The following is a 13,558-nucleotide window of genomic DNA, read 5'->3' on the forward strand; positions in this document are numbered from 1 at the left end:
CGCCGGTCAGCCACGCGATCGGGTCGTGCACGTCCCAGTCCGGGTGGAACCCGAGACCCACCGGGCCGAACGAGGGGGTGGTGTCCCGGTCGTCGACGGCGGTCATCGGGCACCTCCCACGGGCTCGGCTGGTTTCGGATGGATGTAGGAATGATACCGGAGACCACCGACAGCCACAACCCCCAATCCCCAGTATTTCCAAGGGATTCCGCCGATCCGCTATCCACAGCCTGTGGACACGGCGACGGTGTCGGAGGACAGGTGAGCACCTGCCCACCTACTACGGGGGCCTCTACGGACCGAGCACCCCGGTCTGCCCCTGAGCCTGCGCAGCCGGGGCGAGGGGCAGACCGAAGCAGACCGTGCGGGGGTCGTGGGCGTACTGCCCGTAGGCGGGCAGCGGCTGCCATCCGCTGCTGCGGTAGAGGCCGACCGCCTCGTGCTGCACGGTGCCGGTCTCGAGCTGCAGCCACGTGTAGCCGAGCCCGCGCGCGAGCTCGACGAGGGCGTCCATGAGCACGCGCGAGTGACCGCGACCACGATGGGCCGGGTCGACGTACACCCGCTTGATCTCGCCGTGCTCCGCCGGTGCGTCGGGGAGGGTGGTGCGCAGCGGCTGCACCGCGCCGCAGCCGACGACGTGCCCGGCGTCGTCGCGCAGCAGGAGCCAGGCGGCGTCCGGGTGCGGCGGCTCGATCTCGCCGGGGTCGTCGCGGTAGCGCTCGCCCATCTCGTCGAGCAGCGCGCGGGTCAGCGCGAGCACGCGGGCGTCGTCGCCCTCGACGGGCTCGGTGGTGGGCACCGGGCCATCCTGGGGGACGCCGCGGACCGACGTTCGGCGGGTCCCCGGCCGCAGGGGGCGCGGCGGCGCCGGCATCGGGGACACTGGTGGGCATGCAGGCGGGTCGTGCGCGCGAGGTCGTGGTGCTGGGCAGCACCGGGTCCATCGGCACCCAGGCGCTCGACGTCGTGCGCCGCAACCCGGACGCGTTCCGCGTCGTGGCCCTGGCGGCTGGCGGGGGCGACGTCGCGGCGCTGGCCGGGCAGGCCGCGGAGCACGGCGTCCCGGTCGTCGCCGTCGCGGACCCCGCCGCCGAGCAGCCGCTGCGCGCCGCACTGCGGGAGCGGGGGGTCGACCCCACCCTGCTGGTGGGCCCGCAGGCGGCCACCGAGGCGGCGGCGCTGCCGGCCGACGTGGTGCTCAACGGCATGACCGGCTCGATCGGATTGGGCCCCACCCTGGCCGCGCTGCGCGCCGGGAGCACCCTGGCGCTGGCCAACAAGGAGTCGCTCGTCGCCGGCGGCCCGCTGGTGCGGGCGGCCGCCTCGCCGGGCCAGATCGTCCCGGTCGACTCCGAGCACTCCGCGCTCGCCCAGTGCCTGCGCGGCGGCCGGGCGCAGGAGGTGCGCCGCCTCGTCGTGACGGCCAGCGGCGGGCCGTTCCGCGGCCGCGCCCGCGAGACCCTGCGGCACGTGACGCCCGAGCAGGCGCTGGCCCACCCCACGTGGAGCATGGGACCGGTCGTCACGATCAACTCGGCCACCATGGTCAACAAGAGCCTCGAGGTGATCGAGGCGCACTTGCTCTTCGACATCCCCTACGACCGGATCGAGGTCGTCGTGCACCCGCAGTCGGTCGTGCACTCGATGGTGGAGTTCGTCGACGGCTCCACCCTCGCGCAGGCCAGCCCGCCGGACATGCGCCTGCCCATCGCGCTGGGCCTGTCGTGGCCGGACCGCGTGCCCGACGCCGCACCGCCGTGCGACTGGACCACGGCGTCCACCTGGACCTTCGAGCCGCTCGACCCGGTCGCCTTCCCGGCCGTGGGCCTGGCCCGCCGGGCCGGCGCCGCCGGGGGCACCGCCCCCGCCGTGCTCAACGCGGCCAACGAGGAGTGCGTCGAGGCCTTCCTGCGCGGCCGGCTGCCGTTCCTCGGCATCGTGGACACCGTGACGGCGGTGGTGGAGGAGCACCTGGCGGCCGGGGGCGGGAACCCCCGCACGGTGCAGGACGTCCTAGCCGCCGAGGACTGGGCGCGCTCCCGCGCCCGCGAGCTGACAGGGGCCGCCGCGTGACCGCCGTGCTGTTCGTCCTCGGCGTCCTCATCTTCCTCGTGGGCATCGGCCTCTCGATCGGCCTGCACGAGATCGGCCACCTGCTCCCGGCGAAGCTCTTCGGGGTCAAGGTCACCCAGTACATGGTCGGCTTCGGTCCCACCGTGTGGTCGCGCCGCCGCGGCGAGACGGAGTACGGCGTCAAGGCCGTGCCGCTCGGCGGCTACATCCGCATGATCGGCATGTACCCGCCGGCCCCCGGCAGCGACGGCACCACGCTGCGCACCTCGACCACCGGTCGGTTCGCGAACCTCGTCGAGAGCGCCCGCGCGGCGTCCTTCGAGGAGATCCCGCCCGAGGACGCCGACCGCGTCTTCTACAAGCTGCCGGTGCACAAGCGGATCGTGGTCATGCTCGGCGGCCCCACGATGAACCTGATCATCGCCCTCGTGCTGTTCGTCGTCGTGCTCTGCGGCATCGGGATCTTCCAGCAGACGGCCACAGCCACCGTGGGCAGCGTCGTCCCCTGCTCGACGACGGCCACCAACACCAGCGGCGCGCTCGACGCGCAGGGCACCTGCGGCACGGGGCACCCCTCGCCGGCCCAGCTCGGCGGCCTCCAGCCCGGCGACGTGATCGTCTCGTTCGACGGCACCCCCGTGTCGACGTGGGACGACCTGCTCGTCGCGATCCAGAAGGCGCCGCAGGCGCCGGTGCCCGTGGTGGTCGAGCGCAACGGCTCCACCGTCACCCTCACCGTGCCGGTCTCCACGGCCCTGCGCCCGGTGACCGGCCCCGACGGCGCGCCCACGCGGCAGACCGAGACGAAGAACTTCGTCGGCATCGGCGCGGCGGGGGAGTACGTCCGCCAGCCGGTCAGCGCGGTGCCCTCGTTCGTGTGGACGCTCACCACCGAGTCGGTGCAGAAGATCGTCACCCTGCCCGCCCGGATGTGGGACCTCGTGCGCCAGACGTTCACCAGCGAGCAGCGCGACCCCAACGGCATCGTCGGCGTCGTCGGCGTCACCCGGCTCAGCGGCGACGTGGTGGCCCTCCAGAACACCCCGGTCATCGACAAGACGGCCCAGGTGCTGTTCATGCTCGCCGGGCTGAACCTGTTCCTGTTCCTGTTCAACCTCATCCCGCTGCTGCCGCTCGACGGCGGGCACGTCGCGGGCGCCCTCTGGGAGGCGGTCAAGCGGGGCTGGGCCCGGCTGCGCCACCTGCCGGACCCGGGCCCGGTCGACATCGCCAAGGCCCTGCCGCTCACCTACGCCATGTCGATCGTGCTGATCTTCTTCGGCGCCATCACGATCGTGGCCGACCTCGTGAAGCCGATCACCATCGGCGGCTGAGCCGGGATCGCCACGGGCGTAGCGGGCGGACCGGCGCGCCGGCGCCGCAGGGGGGATGATGAGCGCATGAACGTCGGACTCGGCATGCCCGCCCTCCCCGCCCCCGTGCTGGCCCCCCGCCGCCCGAGCCGCAAGATCCGGCTCAACCACCCCACCCACCCGGTGGAGGTCGGCGGCGACGCCCCCATCTCGGTGCAGTCCATGACCACCACCCTGACCAGCGACGTCAACGCGACCCTTCAGCAGATCGCGGAGCTCACCGCGGCCGGCTGCCAGGTCGTGCGCGTGGCCGTCCCCAGCCAGGACGACGCCGATGCGCTGCCGCAGATCGCGCGCAAGTCGCAGATCCCCGTCATCGCCGACATCCACTTCCAGCCCAAGTACGTCTTCGCCGCGATCGACGCCGGCTGCGCGGGCGTGCGGGTCAACCCGGGCAACATCAAGCAGTTCGACGACCGTGTGGGCGAGATCGCCCGGGCCGCGAAGGACGCCGGCGTCCCCATCCGCATCGGCGTCAACGCCGGCTCGCTCGACAAGCGGCTGCTCGAGAAGCACGGCCGCGCCACCCCCGAGGCGCTGGTTGAGTCGGCGCTGTGGGAGTGCTCGCTGTTCGAGGAGCACGACTTCCGCGACATCAAGATCTCGGTCAAGCACAACGACCCGGTCGTCATGGTGTCGGCCTACCGGCTGCTCGCCGAGCGCTGCGACTACCCGCTGCACCTCGGCGTCACCGAGGCCGGCCCCGCCTTCCAGGGCACGATCAAGTCGGCTGTCGCGTTCGGGGCGCTGCTCTCGCAGGGCATCGGCGACACGATCCGGGTGTCGCTGTCCGCGCCGCCGGTCGAGGAGGTCAAGGTCGGCACGCAGATCCTGGAGTCGCTCAACCTGCGCAAGCGCGGGCTCGAGATCGTGTCCTGCCCCTCGTGCGGGCGGGCCCAGGTCGACGTCTACACCCTCGCCGACCAGGTCACCGCGGGCCTGCAGGGGCTGGCGGTGCCGCTGCGCGTCGCGGTCATGGGCTGCGTCGTCAACGGCCCGGGCGAGGCCCGCGAGGCCGATCTCGGCGTGGCCTCCGGCAACGGCAAGGGCCAGATCTTCAAGCACGGCGAGGTGGTCACCACGGTGCCCGAGTCGCAGATCGTGGAGACCCTCGTCGAGATGGCCCTGGAGATGGCCGAGGAGATGGGCGTCGACCCGGAGTCCGGCGAGAGCACCCCGCTCGTCACCGTCTCCTGACCCCGGAGCCTCGCGTGGGTGCGCCCCATCGCCGCCGGGGTCGGGCAGGATGCTCCCCGTGACCACCGCGACGACCGGCGTCCTGCGGGTGCTCAGCCCGCGCGACCTGCCGCAGGCGCAGCGGGTCCTCGACCGCGACCCCGTGGCGCACTGCTTCGTGGCCTCGCGCGTGCGCGCCAGCGGGCTCGACCCCTGGCGCCTCGGCGGCGAGGTGTGGGGCTGGTCCGAGGGCGGCGAGCTCGTCTCGCTGCTCTACCTGGGCGCCAACCTGGTGCCGGTCGAGACCACCGCGGAGGCGCGCGCCGCGTTCGTCGACCGGTGCCGGCGCATCGGGCGGCGCTGCTCCTCCATCGTGGGCCCGGCCTACGAGGTGACCTCGATGTGGCCGGGGCTGGCCGACTCATGGGGGCCGGCGCGCGAGATCCGCGCGCACCAGCCGCTCATGGTGATCGACACCGACTCGGAGCTCGGGGCCGATCCGGGGGTCCGCCGGGTCCGCGAGGACGAGATCGACCTGCTGATCCCGGCGTGCGTCGCCATGTTCACCGAGGAGGTCGGCGTCTCGCCCCTGGCCGGCGGTGGTGCGGAGGCCTACCGCGCGCGCATCGCGGAGCTGGTCCGGCTCGGCCGCGCCTACGCCCGCATCGACGACGGCGAGATCGTGTTCAAGGCGGAGATCGGCGCCGTGAGCCACCAGGCCTGCCAGGTGCAGGGGGTGTGGGTGGCGCCGCACCTGAGGGGCCGCGGGCTGGCCGCCCCCGGCATGGCCGCCGTCGTGCGGCTCGCCCGGCGCGAGCACAGCCCCGTGGTGAGCCTGTACGTCAACGACTTCAACACCGTGGCCCGTCGCGCCTACGAGACCGCCGGCTTCCGCACCGTCGGCGAGTTCGCCACCGTCCTGTTCTGAGCCGGTGCCGCCCGCCCGGGAAACCGGTGCCGGGGCCGCGGCCGGCGTCGGGGACACTGTGCGGGTGCTGCGCCGTCGTCCGCCCGGGAGCCTGTGGGCCGAGCCCGACTGGTGGCGCTACTGGCTGAGCCGGCTCGTGTCGTACGCCGGCGGCACGGTCACCTACGTCGCCGCGCCGATCCTGGTCTACGCGCTGTCCGGCTCGGCCCTGCTCACCGGCGTCACCGCCGCCACGGAGGGACTGCCCTACCTGCTCTTCGGGCTGGTGGCCGGCGCGCTCTCCGACCGCGTGGACCGCAAGCGGCTCATGGTGTCCTGCGACCTCGTCAACGGGCTCGTCCTGCTCACGGTGCCGGTGGCCGCGGCCCTCGGCCACCTCACGGTGGCCCACGTGATCGGCGCCGGCTTCGTCTCGAGCACCGTGTTCGTCTTCTTCGACTCCGCGAACTTCGGAGCCGTGCCCACCCTCGTGGGGCGCGACCGGATCCCGGCGGCCAACGCCGCGGTCTGGGGCACCGCGCAGGTGTTCGACGTCGCGCTCCCGGGCCTGGTGGGCCTCTCGGTGGCCGTGGTGTCGCCGTCAAGCCTCTACTGGGTGCAGGCCTTCACCTTCCTGGCCTCGGCCGCGCTGATCCGGGCGATCCGGCGCAGCCTGTCCGTCGAGCGCGAGCTGACCCACCGGCTGCGCGACGACGTGCTCACCGGCGTCCGCTGGCTGTGGTCGCACCCCACCCTGCGGGCGATGACCGGCGTCGGCACCGCGACGTCGTTCGCGCTCGGGGGGATCGTGGGCCAGCTGGTGCCCTTCGCCGACCAGCAGCTGGGGATCCGTCAGGGCGACGCCCGGCTCGGCGCGGTGTTCGCCGCGTTCAGCCTCGGCGGTCTGCTGGGCACCGGGCTGCGCCGGTTCGTCGCGCCCTACTCGCCGGCGCGCATCAGCCTCGTGGCGATGACCTCCATGTCGGTGCTGCTGCTCCTGCTGCCGTGGCCGCACGACTGGCGGCTCACGGTCAGCGTCGTGTTCCTGTTCGGCGTCGCCGACATCGTCGCGGTGATGAACGTCATCAACTTCCGGCAGGAGGAGACGCCGGAGGACATGCAGGGCCGCGTGAACACGACGGGCCGGATGCTGTCGTGGGGCCTGGGCAGCCCGGCGGGCGCGCTGCTCGGCGGTGTGGTCGCCGGGATCCACGGCTCGCCCGCCGCGGTCCTCGCCGGCGCCGTGGTGCTGGCCGTGGCGACGGTGCTGGCCTGGACCTCGAGCCTCGGCCGGGTGCCGGCGCTGCGCACCGAGCTCGCCGGCTCCGGCTGAGCCGACGCCGCCCCGCGTCGGGTCGCGGACCACCGCCGGAACGGGTGCGAGCCGGACCGGTCCCGGCCGATATCCTGCGGATCCGTCCCGACCCGAGGAGATCACCGTGCTGCTCCGCATGTCGTCGCTGTTCCTGCGCACCCTGCGCGAGGACCCGGCGGACGCGGAGGTCCCCAGCCACCGGCTGCTCGTCCGCGCCGGCTACGTGCGGCGCGTGGCGCCGGGCATCTTCTCGTGGCTGCCGCTGGGCTACCACGTGTTCCGCAACGTGGAGCGCATCGTGCGCGAGGAGATGGACGCCGCGGGCTTCCAGGAGGTGCACTTCCCGGCTCTGCTGCCGCGCGAGCCCTACGAGGAGACCGGCCGCTGGACCGAGTACGGGGACGGCATCTTCCGGCTCAAGGACCGCCGCGGCAACGACTACCTCCTCGGGCCGACGCACGAGGAGATGTTCACGCTCATGGTCAAGGGCGAGTACTCCTCCTACAAGGACCTCCCGCTCGCGCTCTACCAGATCCAGACGAAGTACCGCGACGAGGCGCGGCCGCGGGCCGGCATCCTGCGCGGGCGCGAGTTCGTCATGAAGGACAGCTACTCCTTCGACGTCGACGACGCCGGGCTCCAGGTTTCCTACGACAAGCACCGGGCCGCCTACATCCGCACCTTCGACCGGATGGGGCTCGACTACGTCATCGTCTCGGCGATGTCCGGCGCCATGGGCGGCTCGGCGTCTGAGGAGTTCCTCGCCACGGCCGAGAACGGCGAGGACACCTACGTCCGCTGCGTCACCGGCGACTACGCCGCCAACGTCGAGGCCGTCGTCACGCCGGTGCCGCCGGCGCAGCCGGTCGACGACGCGCCCGCGGCCCATGTCGAGGACACGCCGGACACCCCGACCATCGACACCCTCGTCGCGCACGCGAACGCCCACCTCCCGCGGGCCGACCGGGCCTGGACCGCCGCCGACACGCTCAAGAACGTGGTCCTCACGGTGCGCCGCCCGGACGGCACCTCCTACCCGCTCGTGGTGGGCCTGCCGGGCGACCGCGAGGTCGACATGAAGCGGCTCGAGGCCGTGCTGCACCCAGATGCGCCGGAGCCGATGGACGAGGCCGAGCTGGCCCGCCACCCGGAGCTGGTGAAGGGCTACATCGGCCCGCAGGTGCTCGGTGAGGCGTCGGCGTCGACGATCCGCTACCTCGTCGACCCGCGGGTGGTCGAGGGCACGCGCTGGATCACCGGTGCCAACGAGCCGGGGCGGCACGTGTTCGACCTCGTCGCCGGCCGCGACTTCACCGCCGACGGCACCATCGAGGCCGCCGAGGTGGTCGCGGGCGACGCCTGCCCGCGCTGCGGGTCGGCGCTGGAGATGGCGCGCGGCATCGAGATCGGCCACATCTTCCAGCTCGGCCGCAAGTTCGCGAAGGCGCTCGACCTCCAGGTGCTCGACGAGAACGGCAAGCTGGTCACGGTCACCATGGGCTCCTACGGCATCGGCGTCTCGCGCGCCGTGGCCGCCGTCGCCGAGCAGAGCCACGACGAGCTCGGCCTGCGGTGGCCGCGCGAGGTCGCGCCGGCCGACGTCCACCTCGTCGCCACGGGCAAGGACGACGCCGTGTGGACCTTCGCCGAGGACTTCGCCGTCGAGCTCGAGCGCGCCGGCCTGCGCGTGCTCTACGACGACCGGCGCCAGGCCTCGCCGGGCGTGAAGTTCAAGGACTCCGAGCTCATCGGGGTCCCGACCATCGTCGTCGTGGGCAAGGGGCTCGCCGACGGCGAGGTCGAGGTGAGGGACCGCGCCACCGGCGAGCGCACGCAGGTCGCGGTGGGCGACGCGCTGGCGCACGTCGTCGGCGTCTGCACGGCATGACGCCCGCGGCGCCGGTCGAGGCGGTCGTCTTCGACTGGGGCGGCACCCTCACGCCCTGGCACTCGATCGACCTCGTGGCCCAGTGGTACGCCTACGCCCAGGTCTACGACCCGGTGCACGGGGCCGAGCTCGCGCGGCGGCTGTTCGAGGCCGAGGAGTCGCTGTGGCGCCGCCAGCGCGACTCGGGCGGGGCCCACGGCACCGGCCACCTCGACGACGTGTTCGCGGCGTGCGGCATCGACGTCGAGTCGTGGCAGCACGCCGAGGCGCTGCAGACCTACCTCGAGGCGTGGGACCCGCACACCTACACCGACCCCGACGTCGTGCCGCTGCTTCAGGCGCTGCGGGCCGACGGCGTGCGCACCGGGATCCTGTCCAACACGATGTGGCCGCGGCAGCACCACGAGGCGGTGCTCGAGCGCGACGGCGTCCTGCACCTGGTCGACGGCGCGGTCTTCACCAGCGAGACCCCGACCGGCAAGCCGCACGCCGACTCCTTCCGCGCCGCCCTGGCGGCCGTCGGCTGCGACGACCCGGCGCGGGTCGTCTTCGTCGGCGACCGTCCGTGGGACGACGTCCACGGGGCCCAGCAGGTGGGCATGCGCGCGATCCTCGTGCCGCACAGCGACATCCCGCTGCACCAGCAGGTACCCGTCGACGTGGTGCCGGACGGCGTCGCGCACCGCCTGCTCGACGTGCTGACGCTCGTGCGGGCGTGGAACTCCGCGGCGCTGCGCGCCTGACGTGGAGTCCCTCTACGGCGTGGCGCCCGCCGTCCTGGTCGCCCTCGTGGCCGCGGCGGGCCTGGCCGGCTGGGTCGACGCCGTCTCGGGCGGCGGCGGGCTGATCCAGCTGCCGGCGCTGCTGGTGGGCCTGCCCGACGCGGCCCCCGCCACGGTGCTGGGCACCAACAAGCTGTCGTCGATCGTCGGCACGTCCGCGGCCGCGCTCACCTACGGCCGCGCCGCCGTGACCGACCTCGGCACCGCGGTCCCGATGGCGGGCGCCGCCTTCCTCGGCTCGGCGGCCGGGGCGGCCGTGGCCACGCACCTGCCGGGCACGTTCTTCCGCCCGCTCGCCCTGGTGCTGCTCGTCGTCGTGGGGGTCTGGACCCTCGTGCGCCCGGCCCTCGGCGACGAGCAGTCGCTGCGCTGGCACGGCACGCCGGACCACGGCAGGCACCGGGTCGCCGCCGTCGTCATGGGCGCGGTGATCGGGCTCTACGACGGCGTGTTCGGGCCCGGCACGGGGACGTTCCTCGTGTTCGGCCTCGTGGCGCTGCTCGGCTACTCGTTCCTCAACGCCTCGGCGATCGCCAAGGTCGTGAACGTGGCCACCAACCTCGCGGCCCTGATCGTGTTCGGCCTCGGCGGCCACGTGCTCTGGGCGCTCGGGCTCACGATGGGCGCCGCGAACCTCGTCGGCGGGGTGCTCGGCGCCCGCACCGCCGTGCGCCGCGGCTCGGCGTTCGTGCGCGTCGTGTTCCTGGTCGTCGTCGGCGTGCTGCTGCTCAAGCTGGCCTACGACGTCCTCCACGGCTGAGGCCGTCAGCGGCTGCCGCTCCACACTGGGGCGGGGCCGCCCCACGACACCGAGCGCACGGCGCAGGCCTGGGCCACCAGCGCGCCGTCCGAGCGCGATCGCCCGGTCGACTGCGCGGCCAGGCCGGCCCACTGCCCGGCCAGCCGGTCCTCCACGAGCGCGGCGAGGCGCCGGGCGGTGCCGGCGTCGACCACCTCGAACGGCGGGGTGTACGCCGCGGCGCCCGCGGGCGGGGTGCCGCCGAGGGCGGTGATGCGGGCGCGCAGCCGGTCGCGCTGCGCCCGGTGGTCGGCCATCGCGGCCAGGGCGCGCTGCTCCTCGCTGCCGGTCAGCCGGGCCGCCACGAGCCCGTAGGCGTACACCGCGGCCTGCTCGCCGGCGAGGACCACCGCAGCGGCGTCGACCTCGCTCACGACCCGACCGTCCGCAGCTTCTCGGCGGCTGCCGCGGCCCCGGTGCCCGCCAGCACCAGCACGCGGGCGAGCTCGGGGTCCTGCGCCCGCACGGACTGCGCGGCCCGGGCCCTGGCCGCGGCGGTCTCGGCCCGGCGCAGGCGCGTCACGGCGTCCACCGCGGAGGGCAGCGGCCCGGGGCTCGCAGGGGAGACCGCGGCGCCCGGCGAGACGGCGTCCCGGTAGGCCGTGTGCCGCGTGCCGAGCTGGGTCAGCTGCGCGCGCAGCGCGGCGGGCGCCTTCGGCACGAGCGCGTCGTAGAGCGCGCTCAGCTGCTGCTCGTCGGCCGAGACCTCCAGCCGCAGGGCCGCGTCGGGGTCGTCCGGCCCCCCGGGCGAGGCCGTGATGCTGCCGGAGGAGGCCGACGGCGACCCGTTCGACGCCGTCGTGCACGCCGCCAGGCCCGCGCCCACGGCGACCGCGCCCGCGGCGCGCAGCAGCGCGCGGCGCGTGACAGGAGGGGCCGGGGAGCCGGCCGGGGGAGGGGGGACGGGCACGACGGACAGGCTCTCACGACGCGGCGCGCTCCCCGGCCTGCGGCCCGGACGTGCCGTGACGCGCCCGGGGCCGGCCGCGGTCGCGGGTAGGCTGGCCCCGACAACTGAGCGACCACAACAGCACAGCACGCGGTCACCGGCCGGCCGTGCCACAGGAGGCGAGATGTCCGCCCGACCCCCGAAGGGCCGTCGGCCCCCGGAGCCCTCCGGCCGCCGTCCGTCCGCCCCGGCCCGATCGGGTCGCTCCTCCTCCTCGGCCGCCCGCGGCGGCGCCGACCGCCGCGACGCCGTCGTCGCGCTGCTGACCCCCGTCGTCGGCGGCGCCGGCCTCGACCTCGAGGACGTCGAGCTGCGCACGGTGGGCCGCCGGCTCGTGCTGCGGGTGCTCGTGGACACCGACGGCGGGGTGAGCCTCGACCAGGTGGCCGCCGCCTCGCAGGCCGTGTCGGAGGCCCTCGACTCCAGCGACGTGCTCGGCGACGAGCCCTACACCCTCGAGGTGTCCTCGCCCGGCGTCGAGCGGCCGCTGACCCTGCCGCGGCACTGGCGCCGGGCGCTGGGCCGCCTCGTGGAGGCCACCCACGACTCCGGCCGCCGCACCACCGGGCGGGTGGCCGCCGCCACGGACGACGAGGTGACGCTCGAGGTGGCCGAGAAGGGCCGCACGCGCCAGGTCGTCCTGCCCCTCGCGTCGGTGACCCGGGCCGTGGTCCAGGTGGAGTTCACCCGCGCCGCCGCCGACGAGCCGGACGACACCGACGACACCGAAGACACCGGCGACACCCAGGACGCCGGGGCCGCCTCGGGCGGCGCCGCCGCCGACACCCCCGACGAGGACGAGGACTGACCATGGACATCGACGTCTCCGCGCTGCGCGCCCTGGTGCGCGAGAAGGAGCTGAGCTACGACGTCGTCGTGCAGACCCTCGAGCAGGCGCTGCTGCTGGCGTACCACCGCACGGAGGGCTCGGCCGCCCAGGCGCGCGTGGAGCTCGACCGCAAGACCGGCCACGTCACGGTGTGGGCGCGCGAGGCGCCCGGCGAGGACGGCACGCCCGGGCGCGAGTACGACGACACCCCGTCCGGGTTCGGCCGCGTGGCCGCCACGACGGCCCGGCAGGTGATCCTCCAGCGCCTGCGCGAGGCCGAGGACGAGGCGACGTTCGGCGAGTTCGCCGGCACGGAGGGCGACCTGGTCTCGGGCATCGTCCAGCAGGGCAACGACCCGCGGACGGTGCTGGTCGACCTCGGCAAGGTGGAGGCCGTGCTGCCGCCGCAGGAGCAGGTGCCCGGCGAGCGCTACGCCCACGGCACGCGGCTCAAGTGCCACGTGGTGTCCATCGCCAAGACCCCGCGCGGGCCGCGGGTGACGCTCAGCCGCACCCACCCCAACCTGGTGAAGTCGCTGTTCGCGCTCGAGGTGCCCGAGATCGCCGACGGCTCCGTGCAGATCATGGCGATCGCGCGGGAGGCTGGTCACCGCACCAAGATCGCCGTGCACTCCACCGTCGAGGGGCTCAACGCCAAGGGCGCCTGCATCGGTCCGATGGGCCAGCGGGTGCGCGCGGTGATGACCGAGCTGCACGGCGAGAAGATCGACATCGTCGACTGGTCCGACGACCCCGCCGAGATGGTGGGCTACGCCCTCTCGCCGGCCCGGGTGACGTCGGTGACCGTGGTCGACGAGGCCGCCCGCGCGGCGCGCGTCGTCGTGCCGGACTACCAGCTCTCGCTGGCCATCGGCAAGGAGGGGCAGAACGCCCGCCTCGCGGCCCGCCTGACCGGCTGGCGCATCGACATCCGGTCCGACACCGCCCCGGCCGAGCAGCCCGCGGCGCCCCCGGCCGCGGCCGAGGGCGGCGGGGCGCCGTCCGCCCCCTCGCCCGACGCGGGGACGTGAGCGTCCGGGACGGCGCCCTCGGCGGGGTAGACTCGACGGCGGCCGGTCGCCCGGCCCCCCGTGCCGAGGCGCGCACCCCGGTGCGCACCTGCGTCGGATGCCGGGGCAGAGGCGGCCGACCCGACCTGGTGCGCGTCGTCGTGGTCGAGGGCGTCCTCGTCCCCGACCCGCGGGCGCGCATCGCCGGCCGGGGGGCATGGCTGCACCCCGATCCGGCCTGTCTCGACCTCGCCGTACGCCGGCGGGCGCTGCCGAGGGCCCTGCGGGTCCCGGGACCGCTCGACGACACCGCGGTGCGCGCCGAGATCGAGCGTCGGCAGGGCACCACCGCACCACCCCCATCCGCCCGCGTCCCCAGGAGCGACGAGGACATGAGCACCCGATGAACGCCCAGCGATGAGCGTGTCCGTGCACGTCTAAGAGGTCCGGGTCG

13 protein-coding genes are annotated in these 13,558 nt (G+C 74.6%); 11 read left to right on the plus strand and 2 right to left on the minus strand.

Translation table 11 applies throughout. The annotated features are described in order from the left end of the window. Positions 1 to 292: 292 nt before the first annotated feature. Complete coding sequence (locus tag GC157_14880) at positions 293 to 877, minus strand: GNAT family N-acetyltransferase (protein ID MBI1378743.1); 585 nt, start codon at positions 875 to 877, stop codon at positions 293 to 295. 17 nt (positions 878 to 894) lie between these two features. Between GC157_14880 and GC157_14885 the strand changes: the two genes are divergently transcribed. From GC157_14885 to GC157_14920, 8 genes are all read left to right on the plus strand, one after another. Continuing rightward, positions 895 to 2,076, plus strand: a complete 1,182-nt coding sequence (locus tag GC157_14885; protein MBI1378744.1) for a 1-deoxy-D-xylulose-5-phosphate reductoisomerase — start codon at positions 895 to 897, stop codon at positions 2,074 to 2,076. A gap of 5 nt (positions 2,077 to 2,081) precedes the next feature. Further along, positions 2,082 to 3,410, plus strand: coding sequence for a PDZ domain-containing protein (locus tag GC157_14890; protein MBI1378745.1), 1,329 nt, complete (start codon positions 2,082 to 2,084; stop codon positions 3,408 to 3,410). A gap of 66 nt (positions 3,411 to 3,476) precedes the next feature. Then, positions 3,477 to 4,646, plus strand: a complete 1,170-nt coding sequence (gene ispG / locus GC157_14895; protein MBI1378746.1) for a flavodoxin-dependent (E)-4-hydroxy-3-methylbut-2-enyl-diphosphate synthase — start codon at positions 3,477 to 3,479, stop codon at positions 4,644 to 4,646. A 49-nt stretch (positions 4,647 to 4,695) separates the two neighbouring features. Continuing rightward, positions 4,696 to 5,553 carry a GNAT family N-acetyltransferase gene (locus GC157_14900; GenBank protein ID MBI1378747.1) on the plus strand — a complete coding sequence of 286 codons (858 nt, stop codon included), beginning with the start codon at positions 4,696 to 4,698 and terminating at the stop codon, positions 5,551 to 5,553. A gap of 4 nt (positions 5,554 to 5,557) precedes the next feature. After that, positions 5,558 to 6,865: an MFS transporter gene (locus tag GC157_14905; GenBank protein MBI1378748.1), complete on the plus strand. Its 1,308-nt coding sequence runs from the start codon at positions 5,558 to 5,560 to the stop codon at positions 6,863 to 6,865. Between the two features lie 106 nt (positions 6,866 to 6,971). Further along, positions 6,972 to 8,735: a proline--tRNA ligase gene (locus GC157_14910; protein MBI1378749.1), complete on the plus strand. Its 1,764-nt coding sequence runs from the start codon at positions 6,972 to 6,974 to the stop codon at positions 8,733 to 8,735. Beyond that, positions 8,732 to 9,478 carry an HAD-IA family hydrolase gene (locus GC157_14915; GenBank protein ID MBI1378750.1) on the plus strand — a complete coding sequence of 249 codons (747 nt, stop codon included), beginning with the start codon at positions 8,732 to 8,734 and terminating at the stop codon, positions 9,476 to 9,478. The genes GC157_14910 and GC157_14915 overlap by 4 nt, the downstream gene beginning before the upstream one ends. 46 nt (positions 9,479 to 9,524) lie before the next feature. Next, a complete protein-coding gene (locus GC157_14920) occupies positions 9,525 to 10,277 on the plus strand; it encodes a TSUP family transporter (protein MBI1378751.1) in 753 nt (250 codons plus the stop codon). Positions 10,278 to 10,282: 5 nt separating this feature from the next. On the opposite strand, the gene GC157_14925 is transcribed toward GC157_14920, so the two are convergent. Further along, on the minus strand, positions 10,283 to 11,122 hold the full coding sequence (locus GC157_14925) for a DUF4439 domain-containing protein (protein MBI1378752.1): 840 nt from the start codon (positions 11,120 to 11,122) through the stop codon (positions 10,283 to 10,285). 267 nt (positions 11,123 to 11,389) lie between these two features. Between GC157_14925 and rimP the strand changes: the two genes are divergently transcribed. From rimP to GC157_14940, 3 genes are all read left to right on the plus strand, one after another. Next, a complete protein-coding gene (gene rimP / locus GC157_14930; GenBank protein ID MBI1378753.1) occupies positions 11,390 to 12,073 on the plus strand; it encodes a ribosome maturation factor RimP in 684 nt (227 codons plus the stop codon). Between the two features lie 2 nt (positions 12,074 to 12,075). Then, positions 12,076 to 13,125, plus strand: coding sequence for a transcription termination/antitermination protein NusA (gene nusA, locus GC157_14935; protein ID MBI1378754.1), 1,050 nt, complete (start codon positions 12,076 to 12,078; stop codon positions 13,123 to 13,125). 80 nt (positions 13,126 to 13,205) lie between these two features. After that, entirely contained in the window at positions 13,206 to 13,511 is a 306-nt protein-coding gene (locus GC157_14940; GenBank protein MBI1378755.1) for a DUF448 domain-containing protein, read from the plus strand. The last annotated feature ends 47 nt before the right edge of the window (positions 13,512 to 13,558 follow it).

This window comes from Frankiales bacterium (assembly GCA_016125335.1).
GTDB lineage: Bacteria > Actinomycetota > Actinomycetes > S36-B12 > CAIYMF01 > Longivirga.